This window comes from Streptomyces lunalinharesii (assembly GCF_039532155.1).
GTDB classification, from domain to species: Bacteria; Actinomycetota; Actinomycetes; order Streptomycetales; family Streptomycetaceae; genus Streptomyces; species Streptomyces lunalinharesii.
Window position 1 is genome coordinate 672193 of the sequence record NZ_BAAARK010000001.1, and the last position, 18841, is coordinate 691033.

The 18841-nt window shown below is 71.3% G+C and carries 19 protein-coding genes; 10 read left to right on the plus strand and 9 right to left on the minus strand.

All coding sequences use genetic code 11. From position 1 onward, the window contains the following. Nucleotides 1-176: 176 nt before the first annotated feature. A complete protein-coding gene (locus tag ABD385_RS03050) occupies nt 177-875 on the plus strand; it encodes a class I SAM-dependent methyltransferase (protein WP_344573281.1) in 699 nt (232 codons plus the stop codon). Here ABD385_RS03050 and ABD385_RS03055 read toward each other — a convergent pair. Continuing rightward, nucleotides 857-2368 carry a flavin-containing monooxygenase gene (locus ABD385_RS03055; RefSeq protein ID WP_344573283.1) on the minus strand — a complete coding sequence of 504 codons (1512 nt, stop codon included), beginning with the start codon at nt 2366-2368 and terminating at the stop codon, nt 857-859. The genes ABD385_RS03050 and ABD385_RS03055 overlap by 19 nt on opposite strands. Before the next feature lie 213 nt (nt 2369-2581). Here ABD385_RS03055 and ABD385_RS03060 point away from each other — a divergent pair, with 213 nt between their 5' ends. Next, on the plus strand, nt 2582-3082 hold the full coding sequence (locus ABD385_RS03060; RefSeq protein WP_344573284.1) for a hypothetical protein: 501 nt from the start codon (nt 2582-2584) through the stop codon (nt 3080-3082). Nucleotides 3083-3169: 87 nt separating this feature from the next. Here ABD385_RS03060 and ABD385_RS03065 read toward each other — a convergent pair whose 3' ends face one another. Both ABD385_RS03065 and ABD385_RS03070 read right to left on the minus strand, forming a co-directional pair. Beyond that, nucleotides 3170-3565, minus strand: coding sequence for a GNAT family N-acetyltransferase (locus ABD385_RS03065; RefSeq protein ID WP_344573285.1), 396 nt, complete (start codon nt 3563-3565; stop codon nt 3170-3172). A gap of 52 nt (nt 3566-3617) precedes the next feature. Then, nucleotides 3618-4034: an Lrp/AsnC family transcriptional regulator gene (locus tag ABD385_RS03070; protein ID WP_425585344.1), complete on the minus strand. Its 417-nt coding sequence runs from the start codon at nt 4032-4034 to the stop codon at nt 3618-3620. 209 nt (nt 4035-4243) lie between these two features. Here ABD385_RS03070 and ABD385_RS03075 point away from each other — a divergent pair, with 209 nt between their 5' ends. Together ABD385_RS03075 and ABD385_RS03080 are read left to right on the plus strand one after the other, a co-directional pair. Continuing rightward, the gene (locus tag ABD385_RS03075; RefSeq protein ID WP_344573509.1) at nt 4244-4888 is read left to right on the plus strand and encodes an AzlC family ABC transporter permease; all 645 of its coding nucleotides are present in this window, start codon (nt 4244-4246) and stop codon (nt 4886-4888) included. Beyond that, nucleotides 4881-5210 carry a branched-chain amino acid transporter permease gene (locus ABD385_RS03080; protein WP_344573287.1) on the plus strand — a complete coding sequence of 110 codons (330 nt, stop codon included), beginning with the start codon at nt 4881-4883 and terminating at the stop codon, nt 5208-5210. Before ABD385_RS03075 ends, ABD385_RS03080 begins: the two co-directional genes overlap by 8 nt. Before the next feature lie 7 nt (nt 5211-5217). Here the strand turns inward: ABD385_RS03080 and ABD385_RS03085 are convergent, their stop codons facing one another. Next, nucleotides 5218-5937: a hypothetical protein gene (locus ABD385_RS03085; protein WP_344573288.1), complete on the minus strand. Its 720-nt coding sequence runs from the start codon at nt 5935-5937 to the stop codon at nt 5218-5220. Between the two features lie 101 nt (nt 5938-6038). Between ABD385_RS03085 and ABD385_RS03090 the strand changes: the two genes are divergently transcribed. Next, nucleotides 6039-6386, plus strand: a complete 348-nt coding sequence (locus ABD385_RS03090; protein WP_344573289.1) for a VOC family protein — start codon at nt 6039-6041, stop codon at nt 6384-6386. 45 nt (nt 6387-6431) lie between these two features. Here ABD385_RS03090 and ABD385_RS03095 read toward each other — a convergent pair whose 3' ends face one another. Beyond that, nucleotides 6432-7307 (minus strand): trypsin-like serine peptidase, encoded by an 876-nt coding sequence (locus ABD385_RS03095; RefSeq protein WP_344573290.1) that lies wholly within the window; start codon nt 7305-7307, stop codon nt 6432-6434. Nucleotides 7308-7479: 172 nt separating this feature from the next. Then, on the minus strand, nt 7480-8037 hold the full coding sequence (locus tag ABD385_RS03100; protein ID WP_425585345.1) for a TetR/AcrR family transcriptional regulator: 558 nt from the start codon (nt 8035-8037) through the stop codon (nt 7480-7482). A gap of 754 nt (nt 8038-8791) precedes the next feature. Here ABD385_RS03100 and ABD385_RS03105 point away from each other — a divergent pair. The 5 genes from ABD385_RS03105 to ABD385_RS03125 are packed head-to-tail and all read left to right on the plus strand — an operon-like array spanning nt 8792 to nt 13025. Further along, nucleotides 8792-10171, plus strand: coding sequence for a sensor histidine kinase (locus ABD385_RS03105; RefSeq protein ID WP_344573292.1), 1380 nt, complete (start codon nt 8792-8794; stop codon nt 10169-10171). Between the two features lie 50 nt (nt 10172-10221). After that, a complete protein-coding gene (locus tag ABD385_RS03110) occupies nt 10222-10599 on the plus strand; it encodes a roadblock/LC7 domain-containing protein (protein WP_344573293.1) in 378 nt (125 codons plus the stop codon). A gap of 5 nt (nt 10600-10604) precedes the next feature. Further along, entirely contained in the window at nt 10605-10976 is a 372-nt protein-coding gene (locus tag ABD385_RS03115) for a DUF742 domain-containing protein (RefSeq protein ID WP_344573294.1), read from the plus strand. Beyond that, the gene (locus tag ABD385_RS03120; RefSeq protein WP_344573295.1) at nt 10957-11580 is read left to right on the plus strand and encodes a GTP-binding protein; all 624 of its coding nucleotides are present in this window, start codon (nt 10957-10959) and stop codon (nt 11578-11580) included. Before ABD385_RS03115 ends, ABD385_RS03120 begins: the two co-directional genes overlap by 20 nt. Then, the gene (locus ABD385_RS03125; protein WP_344573296.1) at nt 11577-13025 is read left to right on the plus strand and encodes a cytochrome P450; all 1449 of its coding nucleotides are present in this window, start codon (nt 11577-11579) and stop codon (nt 13023-13025) included. Before ABD385_RS03120 ends, ABD385_RS03125 begins: the two co-directional genes overlap by 4 nt. Before the next feature lie 74 nt (nt 13026-13099). On the opposite strand, the gene ABD385_RS03130 is transcribed toward ABD385_RS03125, so the two are convergent. The 3 genes from ABD385_RS03130 to ABD385_RS03140 all read right to left on the minus strand — a co-directional run bounded on the left by ABD385_RS03130 (nt 13100) and on the right by ABD385_RS03140 (nt 18753). Next, the gene (locus ABD385_RS03130; RefSeq protein ID WP_344573297.1) at nt 13100-14914 is read right to left on the minus strand and encodes a hypothetical protein; all 1815 of its coding nucleotides are present in this window, start codon (nt 14912-14914) and stop codon (nt 13100-13102) included. 557 nt (nt 14915-15471) lie between these two features. Further along, nucleotides 15472-17262, minus strand: coding sequence for a carbamoyltransferase family protein (locus tag ABD385_RS03135; protein WP_344573298.1), 1791 nt, complete (start codon nt 17260-17262; stop codon nt 15472-15474). Nucleotides 17263-17508: 246 nt separating this feature from the next. Next, on the minus strand, nt 17509-18753 hold the full coding sequence (locus ABD385_RS03140) for a class I SAM-dependent methyltransferase (protein WP_344573299.1): 1245 nt from the start codon (nt 18751-18753) through the stop codon (nt 17509-17511). Nucleotides 18754-18841: the final 88 nt, after the last annotated feature.

An 18841-nucleotide genomic window follows, 5' to 3' on the forward strand; every position in this document is an offset into this window, starting at 1 on the left:
GCGCGCCGGAGTCGTCCCTACGGTCCGTCGCCGAGCCGGACGTCATACCTCAGAGCTACGCCGGAACATGGCCCCTGAGTGTGACGTGGTCGAGGCCGCTCGGCGCCTAGGTTCACCTCGGCGCGGGCCGCGCCAGGAACCCCCGGGCAGCACCTGCCCGTTCGCTGGAGGACAGCATGGACACCATCACCACCGACCACGTCGCCACCCTGTACGGGAAGTACGAGGACGACCTGCGGGCGGCGCGGGACGCCCAGCGCCGGTTCCTGGCGGACCGCGGCCCGTCGATGAAGGCCCAACTCGACGACTACGAGGCCGAGATCACCTATCTGCTGCTGCGCGACCTGCGCCCCGAGGTCGTGGTGGAGATCGGCACGTTCTACGGGTGGTCCACGCTGTGGATCCTGCGCGCCCTGCGGGACAACGGGGCCGGCCGGCTGCACTCGTTCGACATCGTCGACCACGTGGTGCGCAACGTGCCGACCGAACTCGCCGAGGACCGTTGGTCCTTCACCCAGGGCGACGTCCGCGACCACCTCGACGAGGTCCCCACCGACGTGGACTACCTCTTCGTCGACGCCGACCACGGCGCCCGGTTCGCCCACTGGTACGTCGACAACCTCTTCCCCCGCGTCCCCGCGGGCACCCCCACCAGCGTCCACGACGTCTTCCACGGGCGGCGCCCCAAGCCCTTCAGCGAGGGCGCGGTCCTCGTCAAGTGGTTGGCCGAGAAGAACGTAGGGTTCTTCACGCCGTCCCCCGCGAAGGCCCCCGACGTCATACATCAACTCGCCTTTGTGAAGCAGGAGTTGGGACTCGACGAGCCGGTGCGGCACAGCGACCACAACCCGATGGTCTACTTCAACCTGCCGTAGCGGGCCGCCGGTGCGCGGGCCGTGAACTTCAGTGCGCGGTCCGCCACCGGGCCGTTCCGCAGCCGTTCGGCGTCCTTCTCATAGGACGTCTCGACCCTCCACGGGCCGCGGGTGCCCGCCCGCGGGAACCGTCCGACGCCCCGCCGGACGTAGCCGGAGTTCAGGTCCATGTAGGGCACCCGCGCCATGTCCGGGTCGTCGAGCACCGGCTCGACGGTGGCGTGGCCGTGCGCGTCCATGTGGTCGAGCAGCCGGCAGAAGTACGCGCAGACCAGGTCCACCTTGAGGGTCCAGGAGAGGTTGGTGTAGCCCAGCGCGAACACGAGGTTGGGCACCCCGGAGAGCATCACCGCCTTGTACGCCGTCGTGTCCGGCGGGTTCACCCGGCGCCCGTCGACGGCCAACCGGACCTTGCCGAAGGGGGACATGGTGAGGCCGGTCGCGGTCACGACGAGGTCGGCGGCCAGTTCCCGGCCGGACGCCAACCGGATGCCCGCCGTGGTGAACCGTTCGATCCGGTCGGTGACCACCGAGGCCCGGCCGGCCGAGATCGCCTTGAACAGGTCGCCGTCGGGCACCACGCACAGCCGCTGGTCCCACGGGTCGTACCGCGGGGTGAAGTGGGTCGCGACGTCGAAGCCGGCGGGCAACTGCCGGCGCACGCGGGCGATCAGCAGCCGACGCATCAGCTTCGGGGCGCGCCGGCACAGCCGGTACATCCCCTGGGTGAGCAGGAGGTTCTTGCGCCGGACGATCCGGTGCGCGCGCCGGTGGCCGAGCGCCCTGCCCAGCACGCGGGCGATCGGGTCCGCGGCCGCCGTCGAGAAGACGTAGCTCGGGGAGCGCTGCACCATCGTGACGTGCGCCGCGGTGGCGGCCAACGCGGGGACCAGCGTGACGGCCGTGGCGCCGCTGCCGATCACGAGGACGCGCTTGCCCGCGTGGTCCAGGTCCGCCGGCCAGTATTGCGGGTGGACCACCTGGCCGGTGAAGTCCGCGACGCCGTCGAACGCGGGCGTGAAGCCCGCCTCGTAGTCGTAGTAGCCGGTACCCAGGAAGAGGAACCGCGCGGTGTGCGTGGTCTCCCGGCCGTCGCCGGCGAGCCGGGAGGTGACCGTCCACCGCCCCGTCGCCGAGGAGAACTCGGCACCGACCACCCGGTGCCCGAAGCGCAGGTGCGCGGCCAGGTGGTGCTCGCGGACGGTCCGTCGCAGGTAGTCCAGGATGAGGTGCCCGTCGGCGATCGCCGTGTGCGCGGTCCACGGCTGGAAGCCGAAACCGAAGGTGGGCATGTCCGAGTCGGACCGGACGCCGGGGTAGCGGAACAGGCTCCACGTGCCGCCGATCGCGTCGCGCCCCTCCAGGACCGCGAACGTGGTGCCGGGGCGCCGGGCCTTGAGGTGGCAGGCCGCGCCGATGCCGGAGATGCCGGCGCCGATGATCAGTACGTCGAAGTCCACGGACTGCGCCGGGCTGCTGTGCGTGGGCGTCACTGGTGCCTCCTGGCCGCGGGGATGAAGGACTGCGAGGGGTTGATGCCCACCGCTCGTCGACACCGGCGGCATTTCGGCCGCGTTCGGCGCCGGGCCGCGGACGTTAGCGAGCTGTTAGCGGGACGGCGCCGGATCACCAGCAGGGCCCGGCAGTCTCTTCCTCGGACAGTCAACACCGCCTCGAACGCACTCCAGAGAACGGGACGAAAGACCATGTCGCACCGGGCCGCACTCCGCCACGTCCGCAGGGCCGCCGCTGCCGCGGTGATCACCATCGCCGCCTTCGGGCTGACCGCGTGCCAGGGCGGCGGCACCGGCACCCCGGCCTCGTCCGTCTCGTCGTCCGCCGCCTCGGGGGCGTCCGGCGCCGCGGGTGACGCGAGCGCCCCGCAGTCCGGCGCGTCCACGGCCAAGTCCCCCCAGGGCGGGGCCAGGAGCGCGCCGTCGGGCACCGCGACGAAGGCGAGCGTGCGGTGCACGGACCAGGTCGACTACGCGGGTGACCCGCGGCCCAACGCCGAGATCAACTCGATCGGCGAGAAGACCGGCCACTGCCCGGCGCCGACGAAGGGCAGCGCGACGACCGGCACCCCCAAGAAGCCCGGGCAGAGCTGCACCAACCAGATCGACTACGCGGGCGACCCGCGCTCCAACGCCGAGATCAACACCATCGGCGAGAAGACCGGCGAGTGCCCGCCGATCCAGCACCGGTGAGCCGGCCGGGGCGCTGACCGCCGCGTGGCCGCCGGTGCGGGCGAACGGGGCGCGCGTCAGGAGTCGGGGACGGCATGCCCTTCGGGGTCAGAGGGCGATCAGGCCGGCCGTCGTCTGCTCGAAGCCGCAGGCGGCGAAGTAGAACGGGCGCAGGTGTTCTTCGAAGTCGACGTGGAGCCATGCGCAGTGCGCGGCGCGGGCCCCGTCGGCCGCGGCGGCGAGGAGGGCGGCGCCCACGCCGTTCGACCGGCGGTGCGGGGCGACCACCGTGTCCAGGACGAAGGCGTGGAGCCCGCCGTCCCAGGCCACGTTGACGAAGCCGATCAGTGCGCCGTCCTCCCGGGCGCAGACCCAGCCGAGGCTGTGCCGGTGCAGGCGTGCCCGCCAGTCGGTCGCGGTGGCCGGGTGGCCGAAGCCGTCCGCGTGCAGTGCGTTGAGGGCGTCGTCGTCGACGTCGCCGCGCCATTCGTACTCGATCGTCACGCCTCGATCGTACGGACGCCGCCGGCTGCCGCACCGGGGTGTCGGGCGGCGGTCAGTCGCCGGTCTTGACCTTCTTCATGGTCAGGTGGGACTCGACGCGCAGGATGCCGGGGAGGCCGGTGAGCTTGCTCGTCAGGAAGGCGTTGTAGGCGGCGTGGTCGGCGACGGCGACGCGGAGGAAGTAGTCGGGGCGGCCGAACATCCGGCGCAGCTCCACGACCTCCTCGTAGCCGGCCAGGGTCTCCTCCAGCGTCTCGATGGTCTTGAGGTCGTTGGCGTAGACCTCGACGTCGACCATGACTTCCAGGCCCCGGCCGACGGCTTCCGGATCGATGACGGCGCGGTAGCCGGTGATGACGCCGGCCTCCTCCAGCCGCTTGAGGCGGCGCAGGCACGGCGGCGGCGTCAGGCCGACCCGCTTGGCCAGTTCCACGTTGGTCAGGCGCCCGTCCTGGCGCAGGTGAAACAAGATTTCACGATCGATGGCATCGAGGTGCACTTCATTGCTCACAGAGCCAGGATACGGGAATGGTCAGCAACCATATGTGGCGGATGTCCACGTAAAATTTCAGCATGCCTGGCTCTCCGGTCGCCGTCGGCGGCCCTCCTCGTCCTGCCCCCGTTCCCCCGCCCCGGCGGCGGTCCGAGGCCCTGGCGGCCCTGAAGGACTCGACGTCGGTGGGACTGGGCCTGCTGCCGCTCGGCCTCGCCCTCGGGGTACTCATCACCCACGCCGGCCTGCCTTGGTGGTGCGCGAGCCTGTCCACCGCGGTCATCTACGCCGGCTCGTTCGAGTTCCTCCTCGTCGGCCTGGTCCTCGCGGCCGTACCGCTGGCGACCGTCGCGCTGACCGCCTTCCTGGTCAACGTCCGGCACGTGTTCTATGCGCTGTCCTTCCCGCTGGACCGGGTGTCCGGCCGCCTCGCCCGCGCCTACAGCACCTTCGCGCTCAACGACGAGTCCTACGCGCTGGCCACCGGCCCGCAGGCCCGTTCCTGGAGCGGCGCGCGCCTGCTCTGGCTCCAGGTGCTCATGCAGGCGTACTGGGTCGGCGGCGCCACCGCCGGCGCCCTGCTGGGGTCCGTGGTGCCCGACACGGTCACCGGCCTGGACTTCGCGCTGACCGCGCTGTTCGCCGTGCTCGCCCTGGACGCCGTCCGGGAACGGCGCGGCGACCTGCCCACTCCCCTGCTGGCGCTGCTCAGCGCGCTGATCGCCCGCCTGATAGTTCCCGGGCAGCTGATGATGGGCGCCTTCGCCCTGTTCACCGGCGCCCTCCTCGTCCGCCACCTCGTCACCCGCGCGAGGCCGGCCCATGCCTGACACCCGGTACCTGCTCCTGGCCGTCGCGGTCTCGGCCGCCGTCACCTGGGCCCTGCGCGCGCTGCCGTTCACCGTCCTGGCCCCGCTGCGCGCCAGCGCCGTAGTCCGCTACCTCGCGGCCCGCATGCCGGCCGGCGTCATGGTGATCCTGTGCGTCTACTGCCTGCGCGACCTGCCGCTGACCCGGCCCCAGGCCGTGGCTCCCCTCGCGGCCCTGGCCGTCACCGTCGGGCTGCACCTGTGGCGCCGCAACGCGCTGCTGAGCATCCTCGCCGGCACCGTCGTCAACGTGGTCCTGGCCAGCACCGTCTTCGGCCGCTGAACGGACGTCACAGGTGCCCGGCGCCGCTGCCCGCCGCGTCCCGCTCGGCCCGCCGGCGTCGCCAGGCAAGGACGAACCCGACGCCCGCCAGTGCGGCGGGGACGGCCAACTCGGTTGCCAGCGACGCCATCCAGTCGGGGTTCATCGGCAGGACCAGGCCACTGCCGTACTCGCAGCTCGCCTGCGGCGGGAGGAAGCTGTACTCCAACGTCCGGGGCGGATGGGCGCTCCAGCCCCCGCCCGCCGCACAGGCCGACGACGGACCGGTGAAGAGCCGCCAGGCAGCCAGCGCGTAGAACAGCAGGAACACCGAACCGGTCACGAAGAACGCCGTGCCGGTGCGGACGACCTTCTGCTCCCTGGACATCGGGACGACCAGGCGGCTGCCGGGGCGCGGGTCCAGGCACTCCGCGAGGAGCGCCACGAACAGGCAGCCGACCATGACTGCCAGAGCCGCCCACAGCAGCGCGCCGGGCACGACCCGGCCGCCGAAGGACACCACCTCGCCCTGGTCGAACTCGCAGACGGTGGCGGGCGGGAACGCCTGGTTGCGGGCGCGCAGGAACGTGCCGGGGCCCTTCGTCAGCCCCTGCGTGCACCGCTCGTCGAACTCCAACATGGCGAACAGGGCCAGTCCCGAACCGACCACCAGCAAGCCGAACGAGACCCCGGCCGCGCGCCACAGACCGCCGGTCCGGTAGCCGCAGTGCGTACGTGCGTGTGACATCCGCGCACAGTAACCGAACGCGCCGGAAGACCCCGTGTTCCGGCCCCGCCTTCGCTACGCTGCTCGCGCCTTTTCGTCCCGCATCACGGAGGTGCCGTGACATGTACGTGCGCCGGATCGTCCCCAACGTGCAGTCGGAAACCCTGGAGGAGAGCGCGCGGTTCTACGGCCTGCTGGGGTTCGAGGAGGTGATGAACCACGGCTGGATCATGACGTTGGCCGCCGCCGACAACCCCACCGTCCAAGTCAGCTTCATGACCGACGACAAGACGGCCCCCGTCACACCGGACATGAGCATCGAGGTCGCGGACGTGGACGCCGCCTACGCCGCGCTGCGCGAGCAGGGCGCAGAGATCGTCCATCCGCTCACCGACGAGGAGTGGGGGGTCCGTCGGTTCTTCGTCCGCGACCCGAACGGCCGGGTGGTGAACGTGCTCAGCCACGCCTGAGGCCGACGCGCGTCGGGCCGGGCACGCGGCCCGGCCCGGCGCGCGCTAGCTCTCCTCGCTGACGGCCTTGTCGTAGAGGGACTTGATGGCGTCGTCGAAGTAGGGGCTGTAGGAGACGTCGTCGGTGTCGCCGCCGGCCTGGTAGCCGCCGATGACGCCGATGACCTCGCCGGTGCGGGTGGCGCGGTCGAAGTGGGTCAGCCAGGGGCTGCCGCTGGTCCCGCCGCTGTACCCGGTGCAGGCCACCTTCATCTGGTCCGCTTGGAACTTCGTGGTCTTGTTGCCGCAGGAGATGGGGTCCTGGCCGTTCGCCGGATAGCCGGTGATCCGCACGGTGTTGCCGTAACCGGCGTCGTACCCGAAGCGGTTGGCGCCCAGCACGTCGGCGATCCGCTTGCCGTCGACCTTGCCGACGATGACGAACCCCACGTCGTAGCCGGGGTCGGAGGACTGCGCCCAGTGGTCGTCCACCACCAGCTTCTTAATGGGCCAGGTGCCGTTGGGTGCCTGGCCGTCGCGGTAGCCCGGGACGAACGCCAGGTCCGTTTGGTAGCCCCCGCCCTTGCCGGTGTGGATGCAGTGCGCCGCGGTGATCACCACGGACTTGCCGGGGCTGTCCACGACGCTCCCGGTGCAGAAGTGGTCGCCGCTGCCGCCGTGGCTGAACAGTGCGCCCACCCGGGCGTTGGACGTGGTCGGCGGCGGGGTGTGCGAGACCCCCGGCGGGTGACGGAAGGGCTTGGCGCCCCGCATCCGCTGCGCGGACCAGCCGGGTGCGGAACCAGTGGCGGACGCGGACGGGGAGGACGCCGCCGGCGCGGGGATCAGGGTGTTCCGGGCCGGTACGTCCCCGCTGGCGCAGCCCGACACGGCGGCCAGAGCGGCGAGCAGGGCGACTGCGGCAGCAGACTTGTGGCGCATGCCGGGATGCTAGGACACGCACCGGGCGGTTCACGGGCGTTCGGCCCCCGCTCCTGGTGTTCCGGGGAGGGGCGCGGGAGCACCGAGGGTCGTGCGCGGCGCCGGGAGGCGGCGAGTACGCCCCCCGCGCGCGGGCGTCGCGGCCCGCCCGGCACCGCGACGTCCGCGCGCCCTACGGGCGCCCCAGTCGTTCCAACTCGGCGTCGATGGCGTCCACCACCAGCTCGCGGGCGTGCGTCAGCGGCAGGATGCCGCTGAGCCACCGCATGCTGAGCCCTTCCACCACGCCCGTCAACCGTTCGGCGGCGACGGCCAGTCCCGCGGCGGTCGCCATGGGGCGCACCCGGCCGAGCAGGTCGGCGATCTCCTGGACCCAGATCAGCGTGGCCTTGGCCAGGTCCTCGCGCAGGTGGGGTTCGAAGATGGCGCTGGCGCGCAGCTCGCCCCAGGCGATGCTGTTCTCGCGGACCGCCTCGTCGTCCTGCAACTCCAGCAGCAGCGCCCGTTCCAACTCCTGCCGGGGTTCGAGGGGCGCGGCGTCCGGGTCGCGCTCGGTGGTGTAGACGGCGGCCCGGTCGTTGATGAACTCCAGGGTCCGCCGCAGGATGCCGGCCCGGTCCTTGAAGTGGTAGTAGATCAGCGCGGTGGACACCCCGGCCTCGGCGGCCAGCTCCTCGACCCGCAGCCCGCGGACCCCGCGCCGGGCGATGACCCGGGCGGCCGCCTCCATGATCGCTGTTCTACGGTCGCTCACGACCACCCAGCTTAATCGGCACCCGCGCGCCCCTCCGCCCGGGGCGAGCCGCGGGCCACCCGGGACCGGGGCCGACCTCGACACCGTGCCACGCCCCACAACGGGTACTGCCCGGAGAACTGCCCGCCCCCTCACCAAAGAAATACGTGCGGAGATTCCCGACGCATGCGGCATCCAGACAAAAGGACGGCCCGCAACGGGGAATTCCGTGCACGTGATGCACGGGAATTCCGACCCCGCACGGGCTGCACATGCGGCCCGACACCGGCACCGAACACCTCTTCTAGATTTCGCACACGAGTGCATTTGTGTGTTATGCGCACTCAGGCCACATAATCATCCCGCCCCCGCTATGCTCGCTGTCGCGCAGCGAGTTGCGGCGATTACGATCCGTCGCGACCAACTGTCGTGGTGCCGCCAATCGCACAGAAGACCGGGCGTCCTGGGATCCGGCCTCATGCGTGCGGAACGCCGCCTTGTCATGCGCCGCGGCCAAGCAATTGGTGAGCGCGACCCCCTCGTGGTCGACCTTGCGCAGGCGGCCTTCTTCGCGGTGCCCCTCTCCACCCTGCACCTCGCCCTGTCCATCCCTTTTAGCGCTCCGAGGACGTCGATGGTTCGAGCTGATTCGCCCCCCGGGCGGCCGGGGGCGGCACCCACCCCCATATGGCTGCTGCCGTCCGTACTCCTGGCCGTGTGCACGGCCGTTGCCGTGTCGCTGACACCACCGATGGCCCGTGCACCGGTCATCTCGATCGGCGTCGTCGCCACGGTGGCGGTGGCCCTCGCAACCGGTGAGACCGCCCGCCGCGGGCGGGCGCTCGAAAGGCTGCGCCAGGAGTACGCCGAGCGGGAGGCCCTCCTGCGCGGGCACCTGTCCCAGCAGGAGGCCGAAACCGTACGGATGGCCAAGGAGACCCTGCCCACGGCCATGGCGCAGCTCCAACAGGGCGCCCGGACCGAGGAGGTGCTGCGGAGGGTCGTCCTCGTCTCGCGCGTCAGCCCGGAGTTCGAGGCCGCGTACCGGGCGGTGCTGCGCTACGTCCTGGAGGCCGTCGAGGCCGAGGAGGACCTGCGGGACTCCGCCCAGCGCGCCTTCGTCAACATCGCCCGGCGCGTCCAGGCCATCGTCCACCAACAGTCCCAGGAACTCCGGGAGATGGAGGACAAGCACGGTCACGAACCGGACGTCTTCGGGGACTTGCTGCGCCTCGATCACCGCACCGCGCTCGTCGGCCGGCTCGCGGACAGCATCGCCGTACTCGGTGGGGCGCGGCCCGGCCGGCAGTGGCAGCAGACGATCCCGCTGTTCAACGTGTTGCGCGGGGCGATGTCCCGCATCCTCGACTACCAACGCGTCGATCTGCACTCCGTGGCCGAGGTCGGCATCCTCGGGCGGGGCGTCGAACCGCTGATCCACGCCCTGTCCGAACTGCTCGACAACGCCACCCGCTACTCGCCGCCCCAGACCCGCGTCCATCTGACCGCCACCGAGATCCAGACCGGCGTGGCCATCGAGATGGAGGACGCCGGGATCGGCCTGACCGACGAGGCCCGGGTGCGCGCCGAGCAAGCCCTGGCGCAGGACTCCACCACGGAACTCGACCTCGACGACCTGGGCGAGTCGCCGCGGCTCGGCCTGGCCGTGGTCGGTCGGCTCGCCCGCACGAACAACTTCAAGGTCTCCTTCCGGAGTTCCGCGTACGGCGGGGTGCGCGTCGTCCTGATCGTCCCGCCGGAGCTGATCACCGCGACTCCCGTGCCCGGTGGGGCCATCGCCAAGGCCGCCGTCCTCCCGCCGCCCCGGTACCACGGCGGTCCGGCGCGCCACGCCCAGGTGGCCGACGAGGCGGCCGCGCCCTTCGCCGGTCCGCGCAGTGCCAACGGGCTCCCGCAGCGCAGGCGCCGCACGCGCACCGTGATTCCGCCCCTGCGACAGAAGCCCGCGACCTCCGCCACGGGATGCGGCACCCAGGCGTCGGCCGCTCCGCCCCCGCAGGCGGGGCTGTGGCTGGCCGCCTTCCAGGAGGGCATCTCCGGGGAGCCCCGGGTCGACTCCCCCGCGCGCCGCCCCGACGGCCCGAGCGATGCAGAGTCCGAGCGTTACTGAGTCATTAGGTAAGGATGAGTAAGTAAGTGGCGACACAGCAGCGACTCAATATGAATTGGATGCTCGAGGGTCTGGCGTCCAGTGTTCCGCACACCCGTGATGTCGTGGTGCTGTCCTCGGACGGTTTGTGCATGGCCCAGTACGGCACGGACGAGGAGACCGCGGACCGACTGGCCGCGGCCTGCGCCGGGTTGCAGAGCCTCTCGGCGGCCATCGCCACCGAATTCCCCTACGGCGACGGGCGGATGAAGCTCGTCGTCATCGAGGTCAACGGCGGCTTCTTCTACCTCATGGCGGCCGGCGCCGGCGCGTACCTGGCGGTGCTGGCCGACGACGAAGTGGACGCCGGCCTCATGGGGCAAGGCATGCGGGACCTCGTCGCCCGCATCGGTCAGCACCTCACCAGCCCGCCACGGGCCGACCGGTAGGTCCCGTGAGCGACTCGAAACCGGAAGAACACAAGCGTTGGGAAGAGGGCGGCCCCGAACGCCTCTACGTCCTCACGTCCGGGCTGAGCGCGCCGGGCCGGTCGACCGCACTGGACATGGTCACGCTGATCGTGACCCGGCACCGGCCCTCGTCGGGCTTGCAGCCGGAACAGGCCGCCATCCTCCGCATATGCGACTACCCGCTGTCGGTCGCTGAAATCTCCGCGTACGTCCACCTGCCGATCAGCGTGGTCACGGTACTTCTCGCGGACCTGCTGGACAACGCTCACGTCGAGGCCAGGGCACCGATCCCGGCCGCGTCGTTGCCCGATGTCGAACTGTTGGAGGCGGTGATGCATGGACTGCAAAATCTCTGAACCCGTCGTCGGTCCGCGAAGCGAGGACGTCCTGCCGGACTCGGTCTCCACCGCGGTCAAGGTCGTGATCGTCGGTGGCTTCGGGGTCGGCAAGACCACCCTGGTCGGATCGGTCAGCGAGATCCGTCCGCTGACCACCGAGGAGACCATGACGCAGGCCGGCGTGGGGGTGGACGACCTCGCCGGTGTGGAGCGCAAGACCGAGACGACCGTGGCGATGGACTTCGGCCGGATCAGCCTCAGCGAAGAACTCGTGCTGTACCTCTTCGGCACCCCGGGCCAGCAGCGCTTCTGGTTCCTGTGGAACGGCCTCTTCGAGGGCGCGCTGGGCGCGGTGGTCCTGATCGACACCCGGCGCCTGGACGACAGCTTCGACGTGCTCGGTCGGCTGGAGGAACGCGGTCTGCCGTTCGTCGTCGCCGTCAACGCCTTCCCGGACGCCCCCGTCCACCCCATGGCGGAGCTCCGCGCCGCCATGGACCTCCCCGACGACGTGCCCATGGTCGACTGCGACGCCCGGGAGCGTTCCTCCAGCCGCGACGCCCTGCTGACCCTCGTGCGCCATCTGTACGCCCTCACCACCACAGCCTCGGAGTCCCGGTGACCGTCTTTCCCTCACACCAGTCCGGTACGACGTCGGCGTCCGGCCCGCCTCAGCAGTGCCCGGCGCATGCCGGCGCGGGCGGCACCGACCAACTGGCGCGGCTCTTCGGGCCCGAGGTGGCCAACGACGCGCCCGGCTTCTTCGAACGGCTGCGGACCGAACACGGCCCCGTGGCCCCCGTCCTGGTCGACGGTGACCTGCCGGCCTGGTTGGTCCTCGGATACCGCGAGAACCTCGAAGTCCTGCGCACGCCCACCCGCTTCTGCCACGACTCGCGCATCTGGCACTGCTTCCAGGAGGGCCGGGTCGCCGCGGACTCGCCCCTCATGCCCGCGCTCGCCTGGCAACCCGTCTGCCTCTTCATGGACGGCAAGGAGCACGAGCGGCTGCGCGTCGCGATCACCGAGAGCATGGCGCGGTTCGACCGCCGCGGGATCCGTCGCTGCGTCACCCGGTCCGCCAACCAGCTGATCGACGCCTTCGTCGCCGACGGACGGGCCGACCTCGTGCGCCAGTTCGCGGAGCAACTGCCGATGCTGGTGCTGACGCAGCTCCTGGGCATGCCCGACGAGGCCGGTCCGCGCTTGGTCGAGGCCACCCGGGACCTGCTCAAGGGATCGGAGACGGCCGTCGAGAGCAACGCCTACCTCATGGCGTCGCTGGAACAGCTCGTCGCCCGCAAGCGCGAGGCCCCCGGCCCCGATTTCACCACCTGGCTGATGAGCCACCCCACGCGGCTCACCGACGAGGAAGTCGCCCAGCACCTGCGCATCGTCGCCCTCGCCGCGAACGAGAACACCACCAACCTGACCGCGAACACGCTGCGCATGGTGCTCACCGACCCCCGCTTCCGGGCGTCGCTCACGGGGGGCAGCATGACCCTGCCGGACGCCCTGGAGCAGATGCTGTGGGACGAGCCGCCGACCGCGGTGCTGCCCGCCCGGTGGGCCACCGGCGACACGGAACTCGGCGGCCAGTCCGTCCGGGCCGGGGACATGCTCCTGCTCGGCCTGGCGCCGGGCAACGGCGATCCCGTCATCCGCCCCGACCGCTCGGTGCCCATGCACGGCAACCGGTCCCACCTCTCGTTCAGCAGCGGACCGCACGAATGTCCCGGCCAGGACATCGGGCGGGCCATCGTCGACACCGGGATCGACGTCCTGCTGATGCGGCTGCCCGACATCGACCTGGCCGTTCCCGAGAGCGACCTGCGGTGGGTGTCCCACTGGATCGCCCGCCATCTGTGCGCGCTGCCGGTGAAGTTCACCCCGGGCCTCCCGGCGTCGGCCGACGCGTCCGAGGACGACGCCGACGGCACGCCCGACCCCCGCGAATCCGCGGTCGGCGGCGCGGCCGGCGCCGACGCGTCGACGGCGCCCGCAGGTGCGCCGAGGTCCCGCGCGTCCTGGTGGGCTCGGTTGACGGGGTGGCTGTCGGGACGGTAGCCGTGCCGCCGGGGGGCGCCCGGCGTTCGCCTCTGCCACGGGTGGGCGGCGGACGCCGGGGCACCGGTTCCGTCCTAGGGGCGGCTCCCGGAGGGTCCGTAGTCGCGGTCCGCCGCGATGCGGTCCGGTTGGGCTTCTATCAGGCTGCCCGCCCCGATCGCGAACCAGATGCCGTGCCACCACTGCTCCATCACCAGTGCGGCCACGGCGGTGCCGTAGGCGCGGGAGAACCCACTGGCGTGGCTGGAGTGCATGACGGTGGCGAAGTGGTCGCAGTAGCGACCGTCCATGTGCCGCAGGAAGGCGCTCTCGGTGATCCGTCCGTCACGGAGCAACAGGGGCACGACCAGTGCGTACTCCACGACGCCCAGCGGCAGCAGACCATCTTCGACGGCCGCGCGGACGGCGTGGTGAACGGTCAGCGTGCCGCGGTGGAGTGCGCCCCCGACGCGCACCGCGTAGTCCATGGCGCAGCGCGGGACGGACACCCGTTCTCCGGGCGAGGGGGTCCGGGGTTCCAGGGCGGGGGTGTAGCACTCGGCGAGTTGGCCGGCCGCGTACAGGTCCCGTGCGGCGGCCCGGCCGCACAGGTCGTGGGCGAGTGCGTAGTAGCGCCACAGGTCCTGGCGGTGGTTGCACATCTGCCACATGCAGGTGCCGATCGTCTCCATGCACCCCGCGTACCGCTCGTCTCGCACCCCGGCGTCCGGGGTCAGTTGGGCGTTGATCATCCACACGGTGCGCTCGTAGCAGTCCAGCAGGTCGCTCAGGACGAGGGATCCGCGGGTGAGCGCCAGGACGCCCTGGCCGCACTCCTCGTGGCGCAGGTCCGGGCCGAGGTCCACCCAGTCGTTGACGAGCCCGGTGAGCATCATGTCGTCGCGGCCCGCGGGGCCTTCGGCGAACGACAGGTAGTGCGCGAAGATGCCGCTGTCCACGGCCTTGAAGTCACGCCAGTCATCCCGATCGGCGTGGACCCAGGTGGTCAGGCCGTCGGTCGGGTGCGTCCTGAGGCTGGCCTCGTGGCGGCGTTTGAGGTCGAAGAACGCCATGTCGCAGGCGACGTGCAGCCGGCGGGCCTGGAGTTCGCCGGGCAGGCCGGGCATGTCCCACAGGGCGAGGACCTCGTGCATCAGGTCGCTGCCCCCGGACGGGCCGGGGCGGGCGGTGTCGACGTTGTACTCGAGGTAGAAGGCGTAGTCCAACAGGGGGAGGTATGCCTGGCGCCAGTCTCCGTAGTCGTCGGAGAGGAGGCCCATCCACCACGACCCCATGGCGAAGTTCGGGTAGCCCGCGACGCCCCGCAGGCCGAACTCGTCCCGCACCTTCAACCACGAGGGCGCGGTGCAGAGCGGCAGCGTCGACTTCGTCGTGCGCCCGGCGTTGGCTCCGGCCCGGGCCCGGGCGCAGATGTCGCCTATGCGGTCCTGCCCGATCGTCACCGGGGTCCTTCGGACCTGGTCGCCCGCGGGGCCGCCGGAGCGCGTGCGGTGGATCTCGGTCAGCAACTCCCGGCCGTGGGAGGCCATCTCCGCGCACGCACGCGACCATGGCGTGAAACGCTCGCCCAGGCGGCGGGGGTTGCTGAGGGTGGCTGCGAGGGTCTCCTCCGGCGTGTACTGCCACCCGTCGCCGCCGGCTGGCCCGCGCTCCGGGCCGTGGTGCGTCCGTTGCACGGTGGCCAGGTGCGCGTCGAGCGGGGACCCGGCCTCGTGCTTGGGGAGCCAGAGCACTTCGAAGGCCGCCGTGTCCGACGTGGCCTGGTCTGCACCCGAGTTGGTCGCGTGGACTCTTCGGGAGAGCTTCGCCAGGAGGCCGTCGGAGGTCGGCGCGGGCCCGGCCGCAGCGCCGTTTTCCACCGTGGACGGAAGACAGACCACACGAGACATGCAACTGGTCCTTCCTCAGGGCGCGACGTGCGAGGGATCGGGGCGTCCGCACCACGACACGCCCCACCTGGGCGTGCCGGGGCCGGGTCCGTCCCCTCACCGCCGGGAGATTCCCGGTGCTGATGCTGCTGTCAGTGGCCGGTGCGGCCGGCCCGGCGTCCAGCAGTGACGCCTCGGAGCGGGCGGCCCGGCGGCCCGGAACCCATCGGTCCGGTCGCTCGGTGCGGGCAGGTCCGCCGGCGCGCCGGGCCCCCTACGCGGGGCAGCGGACGGCGCGGGTCGCGGGGCAGGGCGTCCACCGTGGTGAGTACAGGCACGTTGTGCGGCACGTCATGCTCCTCAGGACCCGGTACAGCACCTGGTGAACTACTGGCGACAATCGGCCACTTGCTTCAGACGCACAAGAATCGCGCAACACCACACGGGTGTACAGGGGTCGTCGGGCAGCACCGTCTCCCGGCGGGGTGCCTCCGGCCGCGGCCGAGGGGCGTGCCGGGCGCGTTCCTGGGCCGGAAAGGGAAAAAACGGCCCGCCGGGGTGGCGGGCCGTTGGGTGGGTCAGCGCTTGGTGACCAGGAAGGTGCCGATGACCAGGTGGTCGATGTCGGTGCCCAGGAAGCACTCGACGGCGTCGTCGGGGGCGCAGACGATGGGTTCGCCGGCGACGTTGAAGGAGGTGTTGATCAGGCAGCGCACGCCGGTGCGGGCGGTGAAGGCGCGCAGCAGGCGGGCCAGGAGGGGGTTGCTCTCGTCGGTGAGGGTCTGCACGCGCGAGGTGGCGTCGACGTGGGTGGCGGCGGCGATCTGCTCCCGGTAGGCGGGGCGGACCGGGAAGACGAAGGTCATGTAGGGCGAGCGGTGCTTCTTGCCCAGGTCGAAGACGGTCGGGGCGTCCTCTTCGAGGACCAGGGGGGCGAAGGGGCGGAAGGGCTCGCGGTGCTTGACCCGGTGGTTGATGATGTCCTTCATGTCCGGGTAGGACGGGTTGGCGAGGATGCTGCGGTTGCCCAGGGCCCGCGGGCCGTATTCGGTGCGGCCCTGGAACCAGCCGATGACGGTCTTGCCGGACAGCAGCTCGGCGGTCCGCTCCACGATCTGGTCGAGGGGCAGCTCTTCCCAGGTCACGGCGGAGGCGTGGGCCGTCAGCGCGGTGCGGATCTGCTCGGTGTCGTATTCCGGGCCGAGGTAGGGGGAGGTGTGGGCCAGCGGCGCGGCGTGGGACTGGGCGACGTGGGCGGCGGCGCCGATGGAGACGCCGGGGTCGCTGGCGCCGAAGCTGACTTCGATGCGTTCGAAGGGCAGGTCTTCGAGGAGCTTGGTGTTGTTGACGCAGTTGAGGGCCAGGCCGCCTTCGAAGATCAGGTCGCGCAGGTCGGTGGCGGCGGCCAGGGCGCGCAGTTGGTGGGCGGTGACGACCTCGACCAGCTGTTGGGCAGCGGTGGCCAGGCGGACGCGGAACTCGAAGGTTTCGCGGTTGCCGTCGTGGCCGTCGAAGAGCTTGTCGAGCAGTTCGGCGTAGGCGCGGGGGCCGCGTCGGTCGTGGGCCAGGGCCAGCGCGTAGCGTCCGTCGTCTTCGAGGGTGACGACGTTGCCGAGCAGGGGGTTGTCCTCGGGGGCGGGGGGCGTGCCGAAGCCGGCCAGGCCCATCACCTTGTACTCGTCGTTGTTGGGGACGAAGCCGAGGTAGCGGGTGATCTCCCCGAAGAGTTGGGCGAGGGAGTTGCCGAAGTCGATGGTGAAGCGGTCGAAGACCTCGACCTTGCCGTTGCGGATCTCGCCCATGATGGCGCTGTCGCGTTCGGCCTGGCCGTCGTTGATGAGGAAGGCGGCGTCGGTCAGGCCGGCGAAGGTGCGGCCGCAGGCCAGGTGGGCGCGGTGGTGGGGGACGGTGACCAGCTTGTGGTCGGGGAGGGCGTAGCCGGTGTGGCGGGTGAAGTCCTCGATGAGGGCGGTGCGGCCCAGTGCGCCGAGGTACAGCTCGCCGAAGGTGGTGAGGACGGTGAGTTTCTCCTCGGCGGTCAGGGGGGCCTGGGCGACGGCGGTGACGGTGGTGTCGGCGTAGGCGTTGTCGTGGTTCCAGCCGAACGCGAAGTGGTCGACGTCGTCGTAGTCCAGGCCGGCCTGTTCCAGGCACCAGCGGATGGCGTTGCGGGGGAAGGCGCTGGTCTTCTTGTTGCGGTTGAGGCGCTCTTCCTCGACGGCGGCGACCAGTTCGCCGTCGATGATCAGGGCGGCGGCCGCGTCGTGGCCGATGAGGTTGTGCCGGTCGACGCCGTCGGGGGCGTGGCCGTAGAGCCGGGCGAAGAGGTCGGCGACCTGGGAGAAGCCGTTGTAGCCCAGGATGATCATCGGGATTCCTCCGTGGATGCCCCCGGTGGGGTTGCCGGGAGAGGCGTGGAACTCCTGCGGGCAGGCCGGGTGGACGCCGAGCCGTCCGGGGGGAACGGCGTCGACCTCGTCTGCCGGGCAGTGGTGAAGGGGTGGGGTGGTGCCGGAGCGATCCGGCACCACCGGGTACCGGGACGGGTGCGTCGCGAAGGACCCCGGCCGCGGGCCGACGGTGTCCGGCCGGCGGCCCGGCCTGGGGCGGCGGGGTTACTTTCCGCGGCCGGGCACGACGGTCAACTCCGGTAGCGGGAAGACGAGTTGGCCGCCGGCGGCCATGTAGTCGGCCTCGCGCTCCAGGAATCCCTCACGGTAGATCCAGGGCAGGACCAGCAGTTGGTCGGGCCGGTGGGACTTGGCCTGCTCCTCGGAGACGATGGGGATGGTGGTCCCGGGGGTGAAGGCGCCGGCCTTCTCCGGGCTGACCTCGCCGATGCACGGCAGGTCCGCCTCGGTGAGCCCACAGAACTGGAGGATGACGTTGCCCTTGGTGGAGGCGCCGTAGCCCAGGGTGAGCTTGCCGTCCTTGCGGGACTGGTCGAGGAAGTCCCGCAGTTGGTCGCGGGCGGCGTGGGAACGCTTGGCGAACGCCTCGAACGGGGCCATGGTGGCCAGGCCCAGTTCCAGCTCGCGGGCCCGGATGCGGGCCAGGGCCGCCTCCTCCACGCGGTGCCGGCTGTCGCGGCGGGCGAGGGTGACGCTCATGCTGCCGCCGTAGACGGCGGTGAGTTCGGCGCGGATGACCTTCAGGCCGACGCGGTGCGCCATCCATTCGATCTGCTGGAGCGCGTAGTACTCCAGGTGTTCGTGGCAGACCACGTCGTAGGCGGTGGCCTCCAGCATCGCCGGCAGGTAGCTCTGCTCCATCAGCCACACGCCGTCGTCGTCGAGGATGTCGTGGACGTCCTGCATGAACTCCAGCGGCCGCGGCAGGTCGTAGAACATGGCGACGGAGGTGACGATCTTGGCGCGGCGGGAGCCGAAGTGCTCCTGGAACAACCGGCGGGAGAAGAAGTCCGGGATCAGGTCGATGTGGGCCGGGTAGTAGGAGCGGAACTTCTCGCCGGTGGGGTCGATGCCGACCAGGGTGGGGCCGCTCGCGTAGCCGCGCAGGAGGGTGGAGTCGTTGCTGCCGATGTCGAGGACCAGGTCCCCGGCGGCGGGGCGGACCAGCTCGGTGAGCTGGGCGACCTTGCCGTGCAGGTGGTTGATCATGAATTCGCGGATGCCGGAGCGGTAGCCGTAGCCCTCGCCGTACATCAGGGAGAAGTCGGCGGTGTGGCGCAGCTGGACCAGGCCGCAGCCGGCGGGTGAGCACTTGACCAGCTCAAGGGGGACCTGCGGGACGTGCTCCTCCCGGCTGCGGGGGAAGACGCCGGTGAGGGCCTGCGGGCCCAGGTCCAGCACGGGCAGCAGTTCGCTGTTGCCGCAGGCGCGGCAGGTGTCGATGGGCATGGGTTCTCCAAGTCGAGCTCGGCCGGCGACGGGCGACCGGTCGGGGGTCCGGCGGGACGCTGGGTGGGTGTGGGGACGCGGGGTGCGG